This is a genomic window from Staphylococcus equorum, from assembly GCF_029531845.1.
Lineage (GTDB): Bacteria > Bacillota > Bacilli > Staphylococcales > Staphylococcaceae > Staphylococcus > Staphylococcus equorum_C.
In genome coordinates this window covers 34,043-56,209 of the sequence record NZ_JAMBPV010000013.1, presented here as the reverse complement: position 1 = coordinate 56,209, position 22,167 = coordinate 34,043, and the positions used below count along the sequence as shown (strand labels likewise).

Sequence of the window (22,167 nt, the reverse complement as noted above, 5' to 3'; positions counted from 1 at the left end):
AATACCTTTAAAGAGAAAAGTGACAAGTAAACAAATAATAGTTATGTTATGAAAACTTGTCATATACTCTTTAAAATTTTAATTATGAAAGAAAGCGGTACCATGATTGATTAGTTACATGTCTGTTAAGTTCTAATTCAATCTTTAATTTGAAAGGGGAGAACGATTATGTTTGAAACAATTTGGCCATTGATTACGGTGGTAATAGGAATTATCGTATTATTATCACTGATTATTTTCTTGAAGTTAAACACATTTATTTCATTAATTATTACATCAATTGTAACTGCAATTCTACTAGGTATGCCTTTAGATAAAATCATTGAAACAGTAGAAAATGGTATGGGAAGTACTCTTGGACATATTGCATTGATCTTCGGGTTAGGGGCTATATTAGGGAAACTGCTCTCCGATGGTGGAGGCGCGACACGTATTGCTGACACGCTTATCGATAAGTTCGGACCTAAACACGTACAGTGGGCAATGTTGGTGGCTGCGTTTATTGTAGGGATTGCCTTATTCTTTGAAGTAGGTTTAGTATTATTGATTCCTTTAGTATTTACAATTGCTAAACGTGCGAATGTTTCACAGTTAAAATTAGGTTTTCCAATGGTTGTGGCGTTATCCGTAACGCACGGATTTTTACCACCACATCCAGGGCCAGTGGTTATAGCTAAAGAATTAGACGCAAACCTAGGACACGTATTACTTTACGGTATGATTATTGCAATTCCAGTTACAATTATAGCTGGACCATTATTTAATAAAATTGCACAAAAAATTGCACCAACTGCTTATACACGTGAGGGAGATATATCAGCCTTAGGTGCACAAAAAGAATTTTCAGAAGAAGAAATGCCTGGATTCGGAGTCAGTTTATTAACTGCGATTTCTCCTGTTATTTTGATGTTGTTATCAACAATTGTACAATTGATTACAGGTCATGAAGAAGCTACAAATGGCTTTGAATCATTTATTTACTTTATTGGTACTGCAGCTACGGCAATGCTTATAGCCGTACTGTTTGCAATCTTTACTATGGGTATTAAACAAGGACGTAAAAACTCAGAAATTATGGATTCAGTATCTAATGCGATTTATCCAATTGGGATGATGATCTTAATTATTGGTGGTGGCGGTACTTTCAAAGAAGTATTAATTGAAGGTGGCGTTGGAGATACCATTGCTACATTGTTTGAAGGTACAGAAATGTCTCCGATATTCTTAGCATGGCTTGTTGCTGCAGTACTTCGTATTGCCTTAGGGTCATCAACAGTAGCAGCAATCTCATCTACAGGTATAGTCTTACCATTGCTACAAGTATCAGATGTTAACGTTGCACTCGTTGTGCTTGCAATAGGTGCGGGTAGTGTTATTTTATCTCACGTTAATGATGCAGGATTCTGGATGTTCAAAGAATATTTTGGTTTGACTGTTAAAGAGACTTTCTTAACATGGTCATTACTTGAAACTGTGATTTCAGTATCTGGTTTAATCTTTATACTTATACTTAATATATTTGTTTAAAATAGAAAGAAAATCTGTCGACAAAGTCTCACGACTTTGTTGGCATTTTTTTTATGCACGCTTTCCGCGGGTACAGCCTCATCCTATAGTCTTCGGCTAGTGTTTTCCCGCAGGACTCGGCTCAAATAACTACCGTTTTAAACTAAAATAATATAATAGATTAATATCTTGATTGAACTCATATAAAACCAAACACATATAAAAAATATATAACTCAATTAGCAAAAAAGATTATCTTCATTTCGAATAAGAATTAATGAACGAATATTATATCAATAAAGGAGAACCTAGGGCATAAATACATATGTCAAACTCAATTGTTATACTGACAGTAGTTGACTGAATTGAAAATACACTTATATCAAGATTTTGTATTCCATTTCTTAGACATCCTTGACGGGAGATAAATGAAAGCTTATTAGAAAAATTAGATTTCTGTCTACTCCCTTGTTAATTCATTTGTTATGAATTTTTAAATTTTTGTTGTGATTTTACGTTACTAAAATATAGATGTGGTGGAGAAGAACAACATCAAATCGTTTTAAAATGATAAAATAGAATCAATATCATATTTTTAAACGGTGTCGAAACGTCTATCTCAACCTTTTCGAGTAATAGAAATGTGAGTTATTGATGTTACACAAATATACAAGTATTGAAAATTTACACAACTCATTTATAGTAAGTAAAATAGGGGGCTTAATTATGAAAAGAATATTACTGATCGCAAGCGCATTTATCGGCGTCATTGTAGGAGCTGGATTTGCATCAGGGCAAGAAGTACTTCAATACTTCACGAGCTTTGGCATTATGGGGACATTTGGCGCTATCATTACTACAGCATTATTTGCTTATGTGGGTATGATGCTTGTTTGGTTAGGAAGTAAATCTAAGACGGATTCTCATAAAGAAGTTATACATAATATCACAGGAAAATCTATATTTGGTAAAATTTTAGGCTGGGTTATTGATTTAGTCATTATCTTTACACTCTTCGGTGTAGGTGTCGTTATGATTGCAGGGGCTGGATCAAACCTTAACCAACAATTTGGATTACCTTCAATAGTTGGTACCATACTTATGACAATACTTATTTTACTTGCAGGTATGATGAAAGTAGAAGGGGTTGTTAAAGTTATTGGGAATATCACCCCATTTTTAATTATATTCATTATAATAATTTCAGTTTATAGTTTTATGACAACAGATACATCATTTTCACAACTTAATACAATTTCAGATGCGAAACCATCAACATTACCTAACTGGTTTGTAGCAGGTGTAAACTATGCATCATTTAATACAGCAGTTGGGGCTTCTATGGCAATTGTTATGGGTGGTTCTGAGAAAAATACAAAAGTTGCAGCATTAGGTGGTTTATTCGGCGGACTTGCATTAGGCGTTATGATTGTATTAAGCCATTTAGCTATCTTTACACAAATCGATATTGTTGGAGAAATGGAAATGCCTATGTTAGGTATCGTTAACCATATTTCACCTATACTCGGTGTCGTTATGGCTTTCGTCATTTTCGGTATGATTTTCAATACTGGTTTAGGTATGTTCTATGCATTCGCAACACGTTTTACAATGGTAGATACAAAACGATTTAAACTTTTCTATACAGTTACAGTCATTATTGGTTTATGTTTGAGTTTCGTAGGTTTTACAGATTTAGTGGCAATCTTTTATCCATTAATTGGTTATTTAGGACTTGTACTAATATTTGTATTATTCTATGCACCATTTAAACTCAAATTTGGTAAGAAAAATTTGAATAAATAAGCGTGTGATTACACTGTGGGTAACCGTTTATCCAGTTTGAATTAATATTTTTAATGAATTCTATTGATAATAAAAAGGAATTACTTATAGAATTATTTGATAAGTTCAAAGAAATTTAATATAAAATTCACACCTCAGTCCTTATTTTTAGATATAATAAAAATATAAGGAATGGGGTGTTTTTATGAATGAGGAAACGCTAGAGATTTTACAGATGCATGCGCTACAATTATTGGGAATACGGCTAGAAGGATATGATATGAGAGATATGAATGGGGTGGTTAATCATATCAAGACGCCGTTTACAAATACTGCACGCAAGCAGTTCAAAAATGAGTTAAAACATTTTATTGTACATATGCATAGTAATAAAATTTATCATTATACGAATCGTTTTGGTGTAAACTTTTTAATCTTCAAATTTAAAAAGTATAAACAGATTTATATAGTTGGCCCATATATGGAGAAGCGGCCTAATGAACGTCGTTGTAATGAGTTGCTCCAAAGCTTGGATATTAAAATATCTAAACTTGCTATATTGAAGCAATATTTACTGACGATACCTTTGTGTCACCAAGTTAAAGCACAAAAAATGTGTCGTTTAGCAATTCGGTTCTTGAAAAAAAGAAATATCAATTATGAAACTGTTAAAATTGATTTTAGTTTTCATTCAAATACAGAAGACTTAGCAGAATCCAAAGCGCAAATGGATTATACGTTAAAAGAAATAGAGTATCGTTATAATATGGAGAATCAGCTACTTACTGCAGTTGAAAATGGCGATGCTAACGAAGCGTTATCAATACTAAATGCGATGAATTTATCAGTGGCAGGATTACGACGTGTAAGAGATGATATTTCAAATGAGCAATATAAGGCATATTTGATTAATACGTTGTGCCGTAAAGCTGGTGAAAAAGCAGGTGTAAGTTTGCTTCATATCGATGAAATATCTGCAAAGTATGCAGCTTTGATAGATCAAACGATGGACATAGAAACTTTAGATGAAATTACTCATTCCATTGTTCAAGAATATACAGATAGAGCGATGAAGGTAAAAGCGAATGCATATAGTCCAAAAGTAAGTAAGGTAATTCAATATATAGAAAGAAACTTAGATAGTGCATTGTCATTAAACGAACTCGCCGCATATGTTGGTTTGGCACCTAGTTACTTATCTAAAATATTTAATAAAGAAATTCATAAATCCATTTCACAATACATCATTGAATCAAGAGTAAAAAAAGGACGGGATCTTATTGCGAGAACTAAAATGACCGTCGCTGAAGTTGCAAATTATGTAGGCTTCAAAGAACAAAGTTACTTTACGCAGTGTTTTAAAAAACAATACGGGACAACTCCATTAAATTATCGAACGAAACATAAAGAGTTTTATTAAAATAATTACAGAAAATGGTAAAATCATCTTTAATCATTCATTTTTAGTTAATATATTATAAAAAATATTAATAAAATGATAATTGTGATGTAAAACCATTGATTAACGTACAAGTTTACAACGTTTATTAATGAAATATATTGTCTGCCAAAGAAAAAAACAAACCGAGTTGATATGACAAAAAGAAGTTGTAGTTACAGAGTTTGTGAATACCCCTATGCTTACGCAGTGTCTATTAAGCGAATTTCATTTTATAACAACGTTGTTATTTTAATGTTGACTGTTCTGTATTTAAAAATATAATAAAGTTAAGGTTCCTATAAATAAGGGTGAGGGATGTGTCTCTATCGACGCCAAAAGCGATTTGATTTATTGGGATAAAAATTTTTAGGTATATAAGAAAACGCTTACATATTCGTGTATCTTATTACCGCTTAATTGTAACAATTACTAATACATACTAAGAAACGATTTTAACATAAAAGTGCAGTCGGAACGTTTCTATAGTGGAAAGAGGTTATCAACATGGTTACAGCAAAATTAAAACCGGCAAATAGTAAGTTAAAGAGTTTTAAAGAAATTCAATCACCAAGATTAAAATTCAAAGAAAAAATTGCGTATGGATTTGGAGATTTAGGTAATGGCTTAATGTTTGATATGGGACAAATCTACTTACTTTTATTCTATACAGATATTTTGGGCATACCATCAGTAGTTGGGGGAGCTGTGTTTCTTGTTGCGAAGTTCTTTGACGCATTTGTAGATACTGGAGTGGGGACTTTAGTAGATAATCAAAGGAACTTTGCTAAACGTGGTAAGTTTAAGCCTTTTATTTTATACGGTACTATACCGCTCGCCTTACTTACAGTTTTAACCTTTATGTCACCAGATATTAGTCAAACGGGGAAAATAATATGGGCATTTGGAACTTACTTATTATTTAATGCAGCATATTCATTTGTGAATATTCCATATGGCTCATTGTCAGCATCTATGACAATTAATGCAGATGATCGTACGCAATTATCAGTATTCCGTAACTTAGGTTCACAAGGAGCTATGTTTATTTCTGGTATTGTAGTTATTCCATTAGTTAGTCTATTCCCAAGTCATGCATTGGGTTATCCAGTTGTAGTAGGGATACTTGCTGTCGCTGGTGTTATATTCCATCTATTGTGTTACAGAGGAGTTAAAGAACGCCATACAGTAGAAAGACCGAAAGAAAAAGGTATTGGTCGTAAAGCATTTTTAAATTTATTGAAAAATAGACCATTTATCATTTTAGCGTTATATACATTAATGACGATTACAGCATTGTTCTTACAACAATCATCGCAACTATATTACTTTAAATACGTACTAGGTGAAGCTAACTTAGTCGGCGTAGTAAGTACATTAAACGTCATTGTTTTAGTGCCAGCGTTGTTCTTAACCACATTTTTAAGTAAAAGAGTAGGTAAGAAAATGACTGCAATCATTGGTGTTTCAGGTTTTATTGTATTCCAATTTATTAACTTCATGTTCTTCTCAGATAATGTGATGTTATTCTTGATTGTTAATACGATTGCGCAATTATTCTTAGTTATTCCTAATACAGTGACATGGGCATTTATTGCAGACGTTGTAGAATATGGCCAATGGCAATCAGGTATTAGATCAGAAGGTATTATTTATGCAAGTTACAGTTTCACTAGAAAAATATCACAAGGGTTAGCTGGCTTCCTACCAGGTTTAGCTTTAACGCTGATTGGTTATGTACCACAAGCAACCCAATCAGCTGAGACAATGACAGGATTAAAAGTATTGTTCTTTATTGTACCTGCTACTCTTTGTTTAATCGCAGTGATATTATTCTTCTTTGCATATCCATTAACTGACCATAGACATAAACAAATTGTTAAAGAATTGGCACTTAGAGAAGAATTATAATACATTTTTAATATAAGTGAACTGTTTTGGAAGGAGTTAAATCATGTTATATCCAGTGATAAATAAAAATAGAAGTATCATTGATTTAAATGGCATCTGGGACTTTAAGTTAGAGGACGTAGATGATCAAATTGATGTGACACGAGCATTAGATACGGATTTAATTATGGCGGTGCCAGGATCATATAACGACCAAGGTGTTACTTCAGATATTCGTAATCATGTAGGTAACGTTTGGTATGAAAGAACATTTACAATACCTAACGTGTTAAGAAGTGAACGTATTGTATTAAGATTTGGTTCCGCAACACATAAAGCAACAGTATATATCGATGGTAAAGAAGTAACATCGCACCAAGGTGGTTTCTTACCATTTGAAGTTGATATCGATTCGGAATTTGGTTCTGGTCAGCATCGATTAACAGTTTGCGTGAATAATATTTTAGATGAAACCACTTTGCCAGTAGGTGAATACAGTGAAACGACTGATAAGGGCGGTAAAATAATTAAGAAAAATTCACCAAACTTTGACTTCTTTAATTATGCAGGTTTGCATAGACCTGTGAAAATATATACGACTCCTAAAGTATTTATACAAGATATTGAAATTGTACCGGAAGTATTATCAGACCGCGCTAACGTAAAATATAAAGTCACTACGAATGAAGCAGTGTCTACAATAGCAGTTAAGTTACGAGATGAAAAGAATAATATTGTAGCTGAAGCATCAGGTGCAGAGGGTATTATAGAAGTAGATAAACCTCATTTATGGCAACCATTAAATGCCTATTTATATCATCTAGAAGTGACCCTGTTAGATAATGACCAAGTCATTGATACGTATGCGGAGCGTTTTGGTATTCGCTCTGTAGAAGTAACAGATGGACAATTTTTAATTAATGGAGAACCATTTTACTTTAAAGGGTTTGGTAAACATGAAGATGCTTATTATAGTGGTCGCGGTATGAATGAAGTTACAAACGTATTAGATTTCAATCTGATGAAATGGATTGGTGCGAATTCATTTAGAACGTCACATTATCCTTATTCAGAAGAAATGATGCGCTTAGCAGATGAACAAGGTATCGTCATCATTGATGAGACGACTGCGGTAGGTGTACATCTTAACTTTAGTGCTATTTTATCTGGTACTACGACGCGAGATACGTTTAAGGAAATTGGTACAAAAGAGGCACATGAAGCGGTGATTAAAGGTCTTATTGATCGTGATAAGAACCATGCATGTGTAGTGATGTGGTCTGTTGCTAACGAACCGGCTTCTACTGAAAAAGGCGCTAAAGCGTACTTTGAGCCTTTAGTAAACTTAGCAAGAGAATGTGATCCACAACAACGTCCGGTGACGATTGTGACAATTCTCACTTCCCAACCAGACACATGTGAAGTACAAGATTTAGTAGACGTGTTGTGCTTAAATCGATATTACGGTTGGTATACACAGACTGGTGATTTAGAAGCAGCTAAAGAGGCATTGAGAACAGAGTTAGATGCTTGGAGTAAGAAACAACCGGGCAAGCCAATTATGTTTACGGAATACGGCGCAGATACATTAGCGGGGATGCACGCAATTAATGATGAATTATTTACGGAAGAATATCAAATTCGTTATTATGAAGCCAATCATGAAGTTATAGATAACTATCCTCAATTTATAGGCGAACAAACATGGAACTTTGCTGACTTTGAAACATCTAGTGGAATTATCAGAGTCCAAGGAAATAAAAAGGGTATCTTCACTCGTGAGAGAAGACCGAAAGCAGTCGCACATTATTTCAAAAAACGTTGGGACAATATTCCTGATTTTGGATATAAAAATTAATACATTTAAGATGCATATTAAAAAATTAAACATAGCTTTCTATTTAAAATTTTCCGATTTTGAAAGTGCGTGATTGCCTGATCTTTTTATCAATACTTAGCCTTATAATTAATTCTTATAACTACGTATATATAAAGTACGATAAATAAAAAAGGGATTTTCCATAAGTGGAAAATCCCTTTTAGTCGTTGATAAGTATTTATGTTCTTAAAAATGTTTCAAAAATATAATATATAAAAATTACTTAATATTATAATTTTGCTTGCCATTTATCTGTCCAAACTAAGTCGTTATGAGTACCTTTGAATTCACTTTCCCCCATGATTTTATCTACTGTTTGTTTGATTGTTTCTGGGTTTGAATGGTAGGCATTGATATAAGCTTTGACCATTGTCGCATCGTGCAAATGAGTTGTGAAGTTTAAAGAAATGAATACTGTTGGGACTTCATGCACATACCAAGGAATTTCATTACTCATGGCAGTACCCCATTTAATACGGTAATTATTTTCAGCAGCGTAACCAATAATATTAGCAAAGACGAGCGCTGCGTCTACTTTTTCACGATAGTCTAACGTTTTACCTTTAACACGTGTAGACCCATCATTCAAGGTCACATGGAAACCACGTGATTCTAATTCTTGAATAATATCTTCTTCTACATTGTTTGCAGATTTATAGATACCATCTTTTTCACCTTCAATAATATATAATTGAATATTTTTATGGGTTTCAGGGCGAATCGGTAATTGATCTAAAGTGTTTTTAACTAAAGTGATACCTAAGTCAGCAGCTTCAGTACGCATTGCTAAATGTTCATCACAACCAATAATAGCTAAATCTTCTTGTGGGCGAATAAGCGTACCTTCTGCTTGTTGTTTATGCAAGTTCATTTGAGCTTTTAAGCCTAATATACGACGTACTGCATCATTTAAACGTTCCTCAGTGATAACGCCATTTTTATAACCATCTAACATAAATTGATAGTCTTCTTCTAAATCATTAAAGAATAAGAACATATCACAGCCAGCAGCTATAGATTGGGGCACATAGTCTTCACGACGCATTGCAGCGGTCATACCTAGCATATGACTGGCATCAGTAACAACTAACCCATTGAAGTTTAACTCTTCTTTTAATAAGCCTGTAATTAATTCGGGTGCAAGCGTAGCGGGTAAGATATCTTTATCTTCAAGCTCTGGATTTAATTTTTTAGAATAAGCGGGTTGCGCAATATGACCTGCCATAATCATTTGTACGCCGCGATCAATATGGTGTTGATAAACTTTGCCGAAACTATCATCCCATTCTTGCGTTGATAGTTCATTTACACCAAGTACGAGATGTTGGTCACGCTCCTCAGTACCATCTCCTGGGAAGTGCTTGATACAAGTAATCATGTCTCGTTCAGAATTAAAACCATCTATAAAAGCACTAGAATATTTTATAACAGTTTCTGCCTCTGTACCATACGCGCGTGTGTTTACAATCGTATTTCGCCAATTTTGTAAGATATCTACACATGGGTCGAAATTAATATGTACGCCTAAAGCTGAAGACTCACGTGCTGATACGAGGCCAGCATTATAAGCGACTGTTGTGTCTTGTGCTGCTTCACATTGTGCAGCACTTGCGATGTAGGTACCATCTTTACAAGCCCCGTTGCCACCTGAATCACAGTTTGCGGCTACTAAGACTGGAACTTTTGCATGTTTTTGTAGATCATTGAGTAAATTTTGCACATCTTCTTTATTACCACCCTCATAACGTGCGCCACCAATGTGGAAACGTTCTAGGACTTCTTGATTTGTTAAGTCAGCATCGTGAAATTTTTTGCCGCCTTCCAAAGAGAATAGATTAAAAAAGAGTTGTCCAATTTTTTCTTCGTCTGTCAAATTTCCAAGTGTACGTTCTACCCATGAAATTTGTTCATCATTTAAATTATAAGGTGTTGCTTTTAAATTTACATTTGCCATAAATTTAATTCTCTCCTTCGAAATTATTATAAAATATTGTAGTTAAAGATGTTTGAATATCTTGATTGAAACGACCTTCTTTAAATAATTTTAAATATTTATTATTAAAATCTAGCCATGATTGATTTTCATGTCCTGCTAAAATAGGATAAAAATAAATGTCATGCGATTGTGCAGCATCCATGTCACCCTTAGCATCACCTAACATGATGATGTCTTCGGTATTGTAATATTGCTTCAATTGTTCTAAACAATATTCTTTAGTACCAGCTTCTTGAGCAAACATGCCACTTAAATATGGTGTGAGGTGGTATGTTTCCCATTCATAAGCAACTGCGGATAAATTTGCGGAAGATACGATTGCAATATCTGCAAACGCCGAGGCGTTTTTCAACGTACGTTGCACGTGGTTGAATGGGCCAATACTAGGCAAATTTTTGATGTAATCATTTACTCTATGTGACCATGCAAGTGCTTTTTGTAAACCCAACTTTTCAGGGGAGTTTTGAATCGCTTGCTTTAGAGTAGGATTGGAAAAAGATGCTGTGGTTTGAACCCAATGTTGTATATCTTTATAACCTTCAATGTCTAATCCTTTTGCTACAAGTTCATTTAACATTTTTTCAAGGCCTTTAAAACGATTGATACCTCGTGTAATTTCATACAAATTAAAAGCATTCCAACGCTGTAACACGTCTTCTTTGATATCATCGAGTTGCCACTCCTCTACAAGGGCAGGGCCAAAAGCGCGTTCGTGTTTAATTGTCATTGAATCGATGGCACAACCATCTGAATCAACACAAATCAATTTTTTAAACTTAGGTTGATATTGTGATAAAGTTTCGATCATATTTAATACTCCTTTCAAAAATGATTTTTACTTATAACTATTTAAACATTACGAATAAATAGTTAAAGCATTGTTAGTTTAAGCGTAGGTTGAATTATTATAAAGCGCTTTCATTACACTATTAAAATTATCACGCTCAAAGCAAAAATACCACATTATTTCATGAATTAATGTGATAAACTTCACAAAGAATAAACTTTTAGGTGTTTTTTTAATAAAAAGGTTATTTTTTTGATAAAAAAGATGTTTGTGGAAGAGCGTAATGAGGAACTAATTGTGTACGTGTTTTTACAAAAGTAATGCGATATAGCTACTTTCAACAACATGAAAATGAAAGTAATCACTTCAATTAATTTAAGATGTCAATTAATAAATGATGTTAATAAATAGAAAAATGTTAAAAGTGATAAATTTGTGAAAATAATCACATAATGCTTCCCATTTGAGAGACTATCAATTATGATGAAAGTGTAAAAGATAGATAAAGTTTAGCGAAAGAAAAAATACGGAGTGATTATAATGAGAAAAGTAATTGAGGAAGTTATTTTTTCAACTGAAAGCAGTTATGACATTTACACGCACACAGGTGTAAACCAAGGCATTATCAATGATATTAAAGATGGATACAGAAGTATTGATTATATAGCTTACATTGATGCAGAGAAATTATACAACTATGGACTCGCAAAAAAAGTAGCTAGTTAATAATTTATACGCTGTATGTATCGAGTATTTTGGAGTTGGATATTACATTTCGTTATGACTGTGCAATAATTAAAAGTATTCTGACTTCTAGCATGATTTTCTCCCCAGTATCAACTTTCATGATTTACCGTACGTCCGTTAGAAGCTTAAGAAGCCTACACTTACTGTTCATCCAGTAGTGTAGGCTTTTGTTATTGTATATAAAGCGCAAACAGAAAAGTTATCTTAGTATGATGGAATTAAATATAGGCTTTAAAATTATGTTTAATTTCATTGTAATCATAAACCAAATTAAACAAGCGCATACGAATATGATCTTCGGTAGTGTAAGATATGCGTAAATGGTCATTTTGTTCTATAAATTTATGAAATTCACGTTCTAATTGTTTGCGCTGTGGTATGTTCATATTAATCCATTCTTCTTTATCAAATAATGATTCAAATCGAAAATCAAAGCTTGTTTTACCAATCGTTTCACGTAACTTAGTTAAGCGTTCTTCAAAATTCATGAGCCATCCTCCTTTAAGCATTGTATATGTTTCTACTTAAATTTATTATATACACTTACTTTATAACGAAATATGTATTCTGACAAGATAACCAAAATCCAATTATTTATTTATCTATATAACTGCATGATACAATGTGGAAATATAAGGAATGATTTACATACATCATATAGAGAGGAAGTTATAAATGGTCGAATTAAAAAATAAAGTTGCAATTGTTACAGGTGCAAGTAGTGGTATTGGTGCAAGTATTGCGCAAGTACTTGCAAGTCATGGAGTGAAAGTGGTGTTGTCAGGTCGTAATGCATCACGTTTAAATGATACTGCTCAACGTATTCAAACAGCGGGCAATACAGACGTTGAAATATTAGCAGTCGATATTACAGACAAACAGGACGTTGAGCGTTTAGTTGAAACGGCAAAAGACAAATTTGGTCGTGTAGATATATTAGTAAATAGTGCTGGTCAAATGCTGTCTTCAGCAATTACAGATGGTGATGTAGAAGCTTGGGATGCAATGATTAATGTAAATGTTAAAGGAACACTTTACGGTATAAATGCAGTATTACCAACGTTTTTAAATCAATCAAGTGGCCATATTATAAACATAGCTTCTATATCTGGATTTGAAGTAACAAAAAAAAGTACATTATATAGTGCGTCAAAAGCAGCTGTCCACGCAATAACACAAGGCTTAGAAAAAGAATTGGCTAAGACAGGCGTTAGGGCGACTAGTATTTCACCAGGAATGGTCGATACGCCTTTAAGTGGAGAAACGGATTGGGGAGAACGTAAGAAGTTAGATCCTGAGGATATAGCAGAAGCAGCTATATATGCATTACAACAGCCGAGCCATGTCAATGTGAACGAAGTAACTGTACGACCAGTATAGAATAATATAGTATAAGTGCAGACCCCTAAGTTCAAGCAGAGCTAGGGGTTTATGATTATACTTGTAGCGATAGACTGAAAGGCGTGATTAAATGGACTTTAGATATTTAAGTGAAGCTGATGTATCACAGTATCGATTACTCAGACTCAACTCACTCCAGACAGACCCTAATGGCTTTGCTTCTACTTATGATAGAGAGATTGAATTCCCGATTGAGACATTTAAAGTGAGATTAGAAAATATAGCAACTCATTTTACGATGGGGGTTTTTGATGATGGAACATTGATTTGTATTGCGACATTTTATAGTGAGGTTTTAGAAAAAATAAAGCATAAAGGTAATTTAGTATCAGTATATTGCCATCCACAATATAGACGTCAAGGTATAGCTAAACAACTGATTCAACAAATCATTGATAGCGTCATTGAACAAAATACAGTAAAAACAATCAATTTATGCGTGCTTAGTGAAAATAAAAGCGCAATTAGTTTATATAAAAAATTAGGATTTAAGCGCTATGGGACTGAGCCGAAAGCATTGTATGATGGACATGTTTACTATGATGAAGACTTAATGTGTTTAGAACTTTAAGCTTATTGTAAACCTTGTGATTGATAAGGCGGGGTGAGAAAAATGATGGAACAATATACAGAAGCAGAATTACAACAAAGTAGAGCACAAATATTCTCGCTATTAACAAAATGTCAAAAGGCACTGACGCAATTAGAACAAAAAGGCAATCCCAATAGTAGAACGACATTATTAAAAAATAGAATCCAGGCATTAGAAATTGCTGTATCATTGATAGATGAAAAATTATAATTGCATAAATTACCTAACAAGGGAGTGGGACAGAAAGGATGAGTGGAAAATGGCATACAAGAGTTGAAGCTCTTGCATAAGAACTACTTGACTTCATAAATGAAGTAGTAGTTCTTTAAAAGCTTAATATAAGCACATTTTCAATTCAGTCAGCTACTGCCAAAATAATAATTGAGTTTGAGATATGAATTTATGTCCCAAGCTCATTTTCAAGGAATTTAATAGATAACATAAATTATAACCATTCAATGATTTCAATGCGGTTGCCGAATGAATCATAAATATAAAAACGATCCGCACCCTCAAGTTCATCCCCGTAAATTATTTCTATTGCTTTAGATTCAAGTAATTTTCTTACGTCAGAAGCATCATGAACAAGAAAGGCTGGGTGTGCTTTTTTAGTAGGTGCAAAATCATCTTCAACGCCAACATGTAATTGTTGTTGGCCGACTTGAAACCACATGCCACCTTTTAAAGCTAAGTTAGCAGGTTTGGTAATTTCTTTGAATCCGAGTGTTTCGGAATAAAATGCGCGAGCTTGTGATTCACGATTGGCTGGAGCGGCAACTTGTACATGATCAATGCCTAAAAAGTAATTTTCCATTTCTGTCATCTCCTTAATATAATTTTATAATATCAAAAGATAATTAACTGAACGGTCATTTTTTTAAACTTACTAAATTAAGTATATATTTAATTCTTGTAAAAGTATAATTAAATTGCAATTGATAATCATTTTCGATTAAAATAGAGATAATATATTATGGAAGAGGTTATTACTTTGAAAAAATTTCTATGCTTTTTGTTATGCTTTACGTTGTTCTTAGCGGCGTGTGGTAATGGTAGTGAATCTAATAAATCAGATTCAAAAGATGATAAAGGTACGAAATCTTATACTACAGATGATGGTAGTAAAGTTAAAATACCTAAAGATCCTAAGAGAGTCCTAGTTTTAACAGCGAATTACGGGAACTTAAAAAAATTAGGTGTTAAACCTGTGGGCATTACGAATGTATATCCTGATTCTAAATATTTAGATATGGGTAAAGTTAAAAAAATTGATCCAGAAAATGTAGAAGCTGCTGCTAAATTGAAACCAGATTTAATTATTACATATAAAGAAAATAAAAATAACAAAAAATTATCTAAAATAGCGCCGACAGTACCTATAAAAGTACAAAATATGGACTATAAAGATACTCATATTGAAATTGGTAAGTTAGTAAACAAAGAAAGCAAAGCTAAGAAACAAGCCAATGCACTATCTGAAAAATTAGAAAAAGATGGCGAAGAGATTAAAAAAGCAATTGGGAAAGATAAAACTTTTTCAATTATGGATATTCAAGCAAAAGATATTTATCAATTTGGACCTAGATTTGGACGAGGCAGTGAAGCGATATACGAAGGCTTTAAACTAAAAGAAGACCCCGAAGCTAAAGAAGCGATGCCTAAAGAAAAATTTATGAAAGTGCCTAAAGAAAAATTCAATGCATATTCAGGTGATTACTTACTCTCACCGACAAAAGATGGTGGAAAATTGAACAATGAATTTGTTAAATCGAACATATGGCATAACAACGAAGCGGTGCAAAATGACAATGTAATCTATTATTCAATGGATGAAGCTATTTATGCCGATTTGATTTCAGTAGAAAAACAAGCAGAATTTTTAAAAAAAGAACTTTTGGAAAATAAATAAAGTATAAAATAAAAGAGAGCGGGAATATGAAATCAAATTTTGATTTCTGTACCGCTCTCTGTTTTTAATTTGAAATCGACTGATGACAACAAGCTTGCTACGGCTACCCAAAATAAAACGGATGAGCACCGTAGTAAAGCAATAATTATTTTTACCAATTATCTATATTATTACGTTCGCCTTTAAAATTATTTGAAGTCTGGTGACGTTGTGCTAATACAGCTTCGACGTCTTCAAATTTAATATCTAAAGCATGTAATAACACGAACAGGTGATACATCAAATCTGCAGTTTCATTTGTCACTTCATTACGATCAGACTTCATTGCACCAATAACAACTTCGAACGATTCTTCGCCAAATTTTTTGGTAATCTTTTCAAGACCTTCATTTAATAAATATTGTGTATATGAGTTCTCTTTGTTGGATTGTACACTTGAAGTTACAGTTTGTTCTAATTGCTGGATATTGAAAGGAACATCAGTATTAAAGCAACTTTGGCTCCCAGTATGACAAGTTGGACCATTAGGCACAACATCGATGAGTAACGTATCTTGATCGCAGTCTAAATGAATATTTTTAACAATTTGGGTGTTACCAGAAGATTCACCTTTGGTCCACAAACGTTCTTTAGAGCGAGAATAGAAACAAACCATGCCATCTGCTAATGTTTTGTTATAAGCTGCTTCATTCATATAGCCAAGCATGAGTACTTGTTTCGTATCAACATCTTGCAAAATTGCTGGTAAGAGTCCTTTACTAAAATCAGGTTGTTGTGTCATCTAATCGGAATACCTCCTTGTGCCATTGTCTGTTTTATTTCATCTACAGTGGTTTCTTTGTCGTGTAATATACTTGCGGCGAGACCTGCAGAAACATCTGTTTGTTTAAATAAATCAACAAAATGATCTGGTTTCCCGCCACCACCTGAAGCGATAACAGGAATATTAACAAGCTGTTCAATTTCATGTAAATGTTTCACATCAAAGCCTTGTTTCATACCATCGTGTGTCATGCTGGTGATGAGTAGTTCACCTGCTCCTAATGCTTCTACTTCTTGGACCCAGTCATATACACGTTTATCAGTACGTTGTTTACCGCCATGTGTATAGCAATAATAGTCGTTCAGTTCGTCATCATAATTGCTATCAATAGCGATACAAATGCACTGACTCCCAAATTTTTCACTCGCTTGTTTAATAAATTCTGGATTTTTGAGTGCGCTTGAATTCAGCGAAACTTTGTCTGCACCATGATTAAGTAATTGTGAGATATCATCTAAAGTAGTAATACCGCCGCCAACCGTAAGTGGTATAAATAATTTTTCGGCAGTTTCCCCAATGACATCAAGTACGAGGTCATGACCAGCTTCTGTTCGAGAAATATCTAAAAAGACAAGCTCATCTGCACCTTGTTCATTGTAATAAAGTGCATAGTCTACTGGATTACCAACATCGCGCAAGCCTTTAAATTGAATCCCTTTAACTACGCGGCCATCTTTTACATCTAAACAGGGAATTATTCTCTTTTTAATCATGACAAACCCTCCCAAAAATCAGCATTGTGTGCTGCTTTACCGACGATTGCAGCATAGACACCTAGCGATTCTAACTCTGTTAAGTCTTCTTGGTGTCGTATACCACCTGAAGCTACAATTTGTTTGTCAGATGCTTCGACTAATTGTCCTGTTATTTCAAAGTTAGGGCCTTCAAGCCGACCATCTTTCGAAATATCTGTATAGATAATGCCACCTAGTGGTAAGTGTTCGATTTTGTTAACTAAATCAAATAGATCTAGTTGAGCGTCTTGTTCCCAACCATTGATTTTTACATCACGACGATAAGCATCAATAGAAATATATATACGATTTGGGTATTGATTTGCTATTTGTTTTAGCCATCCTAAATCTTGAATGGCTTTCGTACCAACAATACAATAGTCAATACCGTCATCAAAATATGCTTCTATTGTCTCGATACTTCTAATTCCGCCACCAACTTCCATTGGTTTGTCAGTGAGTTGTCTTAACTTTTTTATATAATTTCTTTCAATAGATGATTGCTGTTTTGCGCCGATTAAATCGACAATGTGAATACGATCAACACATTTAAATTGGTTATAAAATTTGATGCTTTCTTCAGCGCTACGTGGCATTTTTTCTTCTGAATCATATTTACCTTCAGTTAGTCGCACACTTGTAGCATTGATTAAATCAATTGCTGGCCAGAGTTTAATCATAATAAGAAACCGCCTTTCAATGCTTGGTTGAGTATTGTTAATCCATCGGCACCACTTTTTTCTGGATGAAACTGAATACCGATATAATGTTTATATTGAACAATTGCTGGGATAGGATCGCCGTATTCCGCGAAAGCCACGACATGTTCAGACATTTCAGCTTGATATGAATGTACAAAATATACATCTTGTGCCAATTGAGGGTGGTTGCTAATTAGATTATTCCAGCCTAAATGTGGCACAGGATAGGGTGTCTGGATTGGAATGATATTTCCCGGGAAAAGTTTTAAACCTTCGACATTTCCTTCTGCGCTCCAATCGTATAAGAGTTGCATGCCAAGACAGATACCTATAATTGGTTTATCGGTAATTGACTGTAGCACTGACGCTAAGCCACGTGTTTGAATCGCTTGCATTGCATCTTTAAAATGACCAACTCCAGGTAATATGATGATATCTGCAGCTTCTATTTCATGCTGCTTATCTGTCAGTATGGTCTCATAACCTAAATGTTCCACCGCCCGTTGTACATTTTTAATGTTTCCTAGACCGTAGTCTATGATAGCAATCATTCAATCACACCCTTAGAAGAGGGGATGCCTTCTGAATCGTTACTTGCTAATGCTTCTTTTAGTGCACGTGCAAATGATTTGAAAATGCCTTCGATTTCGTGATGCGTATTGCCACCACGCAATAAATCAATATGTGTTGTTAATCGTGCGTTAATCACTAATGCACGAAAGAATTCATCTACTAGCTCTGTGTCAAATGTACCTACTTTTTCTTTACTTAAGTTTGCATTAAATGATAAATAAGGACGACCACTGATATCTACAACTGTACGAGCAAGTGTTTCATCCATAGGAATATAGCTTACGCCGTAGCGTTGAAAACTTTTGCGTTCTTTAACTAATTCTAATAATAATTGACCAAGCACGATACCAATGTCTTCGGTTACATGATGATCATCGACTTCAGTATCACCTTTTGCTTCTATTGTAATTGACAATTTGCTGTGAAAAGTAAAGAGGGTGAGCATATGATCTAGAAAACCCACACCAGTATCAATTTTACTTGTACGATTATCGTCTGCGAGTGAAATACTCAATTGTGTTTCGGCAGTGTTACGTGATTTTTGATAAATCATATTGAGACCTCCAATTTTTAATGATTGTTTCTAATTCATCTAATTGTTCATCTGTAGCTATAGAATAACGAACATAGTCAGCCATTTCGTTTTCGTCATAGACTCTAGGTAGAAAACCGTGCGCTTTAATATATGTACCTAAACTTTGTGCTGCAGTCCCTTTTGTTAAAACAAAGTTAGTCGAGGAAGGAAATACGACCATGATATCTGATACTAAGTCATCAAACATATTGCGTAATTTCATAGCAAGTTGTCTTTGATGAATTATAAAATTGTTAAGCATTTCAGTATGTTCAAACATATATAAAGCAATATGCAGTGTAATTGTATTTAATGGATAAGGGTGTTCAATCCTTTTAATTTCTTGAATCGTTTCGGGCGTACTAATGAGCATGCCTAATCTTAATCCAGCGATGCCAAAGGCTTTTGAAAGTGTACGCATTTGTAAAATGTGCGGTTGCATCTCTATTTGATAAGTATCACCAAAATCTAAATAAGCCTCATCTATTATGAAATAACCACCTAATGTCTTCATTTTATCTCCAATTGCTTTTAAGAACGTCAGGCTATATTGCTTGCCTGACGGATTGTGCGGATTACTCATGATAAAGAACGCTGGCTGAACTTCATCTATACGTTGCAAAATACGTTCCAAATCGAATGATAAATCTGGTTCAGCATTCACAAATTCAATTGGACGATCAACTTGATAAGCATAGGCTTGATACATGAAAAAATCTGGGTTCAATGTAAGTGCTGGGCCTTCTGGCATAATCAGCATTAATTTTTGAATTAATTCATCAGAACCATTACCTGCAATAATTTGTTCAGCTGAAAGGTTATAATAATTTGCGTAAGCTGCTTTAAAACGTTCATACTCGTCATCTGGATAGAAATTAAATGTTGCTTCTTGAATAATTGTTGCCAATTGTGAATCAGATAATGGACGAAGTGGACTTTCATTTTTGTTAATTCTAATCATTACGTGGCTCCTTTGGTGATCTGATTTCTATAGATTGCTCATGGTTATATAGTTGTTCAGTATGAGCGAGCTTACGAGCAGAACCCTCAATTTTTTCAAACGTAGATTCAGATAAATCAATCACAGAATGACGTGTTAAAAAGTCATTAACGGATAAACCATTGGTAAATCTCGCAGTTTGATTGGTCGGTAAGACATGACTCGGTCCGGCTACATAATCACCGATAACTTCAGGAGAATAATGTCCTAAGAATAGTGCCCCTACATAACGGACGTGAGTTAGATAATCACGTGGTGAAGCTGTTTGAATAGAAGCGTGTTCTGGCGCTATTTGATTCATTAAATCACAGGCTTCATTAAAATTATCTACTGTAATTAAAAAATGATTGTTTGCTAAGCTTGCTTGAACGATAGGTTGGCGTTCAATTTGGCTTAAAGTTTGTTGGATGCGTTGTTCGAGTTGCTGTAATAACTCTTTATTTTCACTAATCACAAACGTTCTCGCAAGTTCATCGTGTTCTGCTTGAGCAAACACATCATAAGTTACAGCATCTAAGTCAGCTGTTTCATCTATAATTAAGGCGATTTCACTTGGACCAGCAATTTGATCAATACCTACTTGACCGAAGAGATATTTTTTTGCATAGGCAACATACTGATTGCCGGGACCTACAATTTTATCTACTTTTGGTATTGTTTCTGTACCATAAGCAAGAGCTGCGATACTTTGTGCGCCACCAACCTGGAATACTCTATCGACACCTGCAATATAGCAAGCTGCTAAAACAATATCAGGTAATCCTTGGGCTTGCGGTGGTGTGACAACAAAAATATTTTTAACGCCAGCTACCTTAGCTAATGTGACAGTCATTAACACAGTTGAAGGGTAGCTTGCTTTACCCCCCGGTACATATACACCGACACGTTCTAATGGATGATACATTTCATAACATTCATTTGAACCTTGTTGTTCTGTTGATTTAATAGAAGTTTGATAAGTTTTGATACGACTGTGACTTTGCTGAAGCGCATCACGTAACGTATCGTCAATGCGATTATAAGCCATTTCTAAAGCTTCATAAGGAATTTCAAGTTCTGATGTCTCCACGTGATCAAGTTGTTGGTTATAAGCTTTTAAAGCTTGGTCACCTTGAAGCTTTACATTGTCACAAATATCCTTAACTAGAGGATATAATCCTTCATTTAATGCAGATTGATTTAAATATTCTTTTAAAAATGTAGCTTTATTTATAATCAATGAGAGACACCTCCAATGTTTGTATAAAATCGTCTATCTCGGCTGATTTTTTAAAATAAGATTGTTTATTTGTAATTAATTTAGCATTAATGTTTTTAATTGTATCTTTTTCAACTAGGCCATTCGATTTTAAAGTGGTGCCTGTTTGGACGATATCTACAATACCATCGACCATATCGACTAAACATGCCAATTCGATAGAACCAGATAGTTTAACTAATTCTACATCTAATCCTTGGGCTTCAAAATATTTTCTAGCTGTTTTAGTATAAGAGGTAGCTACCTTCGTAAAAGTAGTTGTATTTGGTTTAGCTGCTAATGCAAAGTGACAAGCCCCAAAAGGTAAATCAAGTAAATTATTGATTGTGTAATTACCTTCCTCTAAAATGTCACTACCTACGATTCCAACATCTGCAACGCCCTGTTCAACATAAATAGGGACATCGCTTCCTTTAACTAAAACAAATTGGATTTCTCCTACAGAGATGAGTAACTGACGTTCTCTCTGTTCTAACGCTCGTACAAGTTCTTGTTCATTTACCTCATTCAAATAAGCAATGAAGCTTTTAAGTAATCTTCCTTTTGCTAAAGCTACAGTAAGCATGATCTTCTC

The 22,167-nt window shown here is 34.1% G+C and carries 22 protein-coding genes; 10 read left to right on the top strand and 12 right to left on the bottom strand.

Going from position 1 to position 22,167, the window contains the following annotated elements:
* Window positions 1–168: 168 nt before the first annotated feature.
* From M4L39_RS12675 to uidA, 5 genes are all read left to right on the top strand, one after another.
* Window positions 169–1,527: a gluconate:H+ symporter gene (locus M4L39_RS12675; protein ID WP_107514374.1), complete on the top strand. Its 1,359-nt coding sequence runs from the start codon at window positions 169–171 to the stop codon at window positions 1,525–1,527.
* 705 nt (window positions 1,528–2,232) lie between these two features.
* Window positions 2,233–3,312, top strand: coding sequence for a YkvI family membrane protein (locus tag M4L39_RS12670; protein ID WP_277582335.1), 1,080 nt, complete (start codon window positions 2,233–2,235; stop codon window positions 3,310–3,312).
* Window positions 3,313–3,496: 184 nt separating this feature from the next.
* A complete protein-coding gene (locus tag M4L39_RS12665; RefSeq protein WP_277582334.1) occupies window positions 3,497–4,711 on the top strand; it encodes a helix-turn-helix domain-containing protein in 1,215 nt (404 codons plus the stop codon).
* A 525-nt stretch (window positions 4,712–5,236) separates the two neighbouring features.
* A complete protein-coding gene (locus tag M4L39_RS12660) occupies window positions 5,237–6,640 on the top strand; it encodes an MFS transporter (protein WP_277582333.1) in 1,404 nt (467 codons plus the stop codon).
* A 43-nt stretch (window positions 6,641–6,683) separates the two neighbouring features.
* Entirely contained in the window at window positions 6,684–8,477 is a 1,794-nt protein-coding gene (uidA, locus tag M4L39_RS12655) for a beta-glucuronidase (protein WP_277582332.1), read from the top strand.
* A gap of 250 nt (window positions 8,478–8,727) precedes the next feature.
* Here the strand turns inward: uidA and M4L39_RS12650 are convergent, their stop codons facing one another.
* A complete protein-coding gene (locus M4L39_RS12650) occupies window positions 8,728–10,452 on the bottom strand; it encodes a glycoside hydrolase family 3 protein (RefSeq protein WP_277582331.1) in 1,725 nt (574 codons plus the stop codon).
* A gap of 4 nt (window positions 10,453–10,456) precedes the next feature.
* The gene (locus M4L39_RS12645; RefSeq protein WP_277582330.1) at window positions 10,457–11,302 is read right to left on the bottom strand and encodes an HAD hydrolase-like protein; all 846 of its coding nucleotides are present in this window, start codon (window positions 11,300–11,302) and stop codon (window positions 10,457–10,459) included.
* Window positions 11,303–11,821: 519 nt separating this feature from the next.
* Between M4L39_RS12645 and M4L39_RS12640 the strand changes: the two genes are divergently transcribed.
* The gene (locus M4L39_RS12640; protein ID WP_277582329.1) at window positions 11,822–12,007 is read left to right on the top strand and encodes a hypothetical protein; all 186 of its coding nucleotides are present in this window, start codon (window positions 11,822–11,824) and stop codon (window positions 12,005–12,007) included.
* 239 nt (window positions 12,008–12,246) lie between these two features.
* On the opposite strand, the gene M4L39_RS12635 is transcribed toward M4L39_RS12640, so the two are convergent.
* Window positions 12,247–12,516 carry a DUF1413 domain-containing protein gene (locus tag M4L39_RS12635; RefSeq protein ID WP_277582328.1) on the bottom strand — a complete coding sequence of 90 codons (270 nt, stop codon included), beginning with the start codon at window positions 12,514–12,516 and terminating at the stop codon, window positions 12,247–12,249.
* Window positions 12,517–12,703: 187 nt separating this feature from the next.
* On the opposite strand from M4L39_RS12635, the gene M4L39_RS12630 reads away from it, so the two are divergent.
* The 3 genes from M4L39_RS12630 (at window position 12,704) to M4L39_RS12620 (ending at window position 14,231) form a co-directional block, all read left to right on the top strand.
* Entirely contained in the window at window positions 12,704–13,408 is a 705-nt protein-coding gene (locus M4L39_RS12630) for an SDR family oxidoreductase (RefSeq protein ID WP_277582327.1), read from the top strand.
* A gap of 91 nt (window positions 13,409–13,499) precedes the next feature.
* Complete coding sequence (locus M4L39_RS12625) at window positions 13,500–14,000, top strand: GNAT family N-acetyltransferase (protein ID WP_277582326.1); 501 nt, start codon at window positions 13,500–13,502, stop codon at window positions 13,998–14,000.
* 42 nt (window positions 14,001–14,042) lie between these two features.
* Entirely contained in the window at window positions 14,043–14,231 is a 189-nt protein-coding gene (locus tag M4L39_RS12620; RefSeq protein ID WP_277582325.1) for a hypothetical protein, read from the top strand.
* A 235-nt stretch (window positions 14,232–14,466) separates the two neighbouring features.
* Here the strand turns inward: M4L39_RS12620 and M4L39_RS12615 are convergent, their stop codons facing one another.
* On the bottom strand, window positions 14,467–14,835 hold the full coding sequence (locus tag M4L39_RS12615) for a VOC family protein (RefSeq protein WP_277582324.1): 369 nt from the start codon (window positions 14,833–14,835) through the stop codon (window positions 14,467–14,469).
* A 198-nt stretch (window positions 14,836–15,033) separates the two neighbouring features.
* On the opposite strand from M4L39_RS12615, the gene M4L39_RS12610 reads away from it, so the two are divergent.
* Entirely contained in the window at window positions 15,034–15,930 is an 897-nt protein-coding gene (locus M4L39_RS12610; protein ID WP_277582323.1) for an ABC transporter substrate-binding protein, read from the top strand.
* A gap of 151 nt (window positions 15,931–16,081) precedes the next feature.
* Here M4L39_RS12610 and hisIE read toward each other — a convergent pair whose 3' ends face one another.
* The 8 genes from hisIE to hisG are packed head-to-tail and all read right to left on the bottom strand — an operon-like array spanning window position 16,082 to window position 22,158.
* A complete protein-coding gene (gene hisIE, locus M4L39_RS12605) occupies window positions 16,082–16,711 on the bottom strand; it encodes a bifunctional phosphoribosyl-AMP cyclohydrolase/phosphoribosyl-ATP diphosphatase HisIE (protein ID WP_277582322.1) in 630 nt (209 codons plus the stop codon).
* The gene (gene hisF / locus M4L39_RS12600; RefSeq protein ID WP_277582321.1) at window positions 16,708–17,466 is read right to left on the bottom strand and encodes an imidazole glycerol phosphate synthase subunit HisF; all 759 of its coding nucleotides are present in this window, start codon (window positions 17,464–17,466) and stop codon (window positions 16,708–16,710) included. Before hisF ends, hisIE begins: the two co-directional genes overlap by 4 nt.
* A complete protein-coding gene (gene hisA / locus M4L39_RS12595) occupies window positions 17,463–18,167 on the bottom strand; it encodes a 1-(5-phosphoribosyl)-5-((5-phosphoribosylamino)methylideneamino)imidazole-4-carboxamide isomerase (RefSeq protein ID WP_277582320.1) in 705 nt (234 codons plus the stop codon). The genes hisF and hisA overlap by 4 nt, the downstream gene beginning before the upstream one ends.
* The gene (hisH, locus tag M4L39_RS12590) at window positions 18,164–18,739 is read right to left on the bottom strand and encodes an imidazole glycerol phosphate synthase subunit HisH (protein ID WP_277582319.1); all 576 of its coding nucleotides are present in this window, start codon (window positions 18,737–18,739) and stop codon (window positions 18,164–18,166) included. Before hisH ends, hisA begins: the two co-directional genes overlap by 4 nt.
* Entirely contained in the window at window positions 18,736–19,314 is a 579-nt protein-coding gene (gene hisB / locus M4L39_RS12585; protein ID WP_277582318.1) for an imidazoleglycerol-phosphate dehydratase HisB, read from the bottom strand. Before hisB ends, hisH begins: the two co-directional genes overlap by 4 nt.
* Entirely contained in the window at window positions 19,292–20,296 is a 1,005-nt protein-coding gene (locus M4L39_RS12580) for a pyridoxal phosphate-dependent aminotransferase (RefSeq protein WP_277582317.1), read from the bottom strand. Before M4L39_RS12580 ends, hisB begins: the two co-directional genes overlap by 23 nt.
* Window positions 20,289–21,551, bottom strand: coding sequence for a histidinol dehydrogenase (gene hisD / locus M4L39_RS12575; protein ID WP_277582344.1), 1,263 nt, complete (start codon window positions 21,549–21,551; stop codon window positions 20,289–20,291). Before hisD ends, M4L39_RS12580 begins: the two co-directional genes overlap by 8 nt.
* Window positions 21,541–22,158: an ATP phosphoribosyltransferase gene (gene hisG, locus M4L39_RS12570; protein ID WP_277582316.1), complete on the bottom strand. Its 618-nt coding sequence runs from the start codon at window positions 22,156–22,158 to the stop codon at window positions 21,541–21,543. Before hisG ends, hisD begins: the two co-directional genes overlap by 11 nt.
* Window positions 22,159–22,167: the final 9 nt, after the last annotated feature.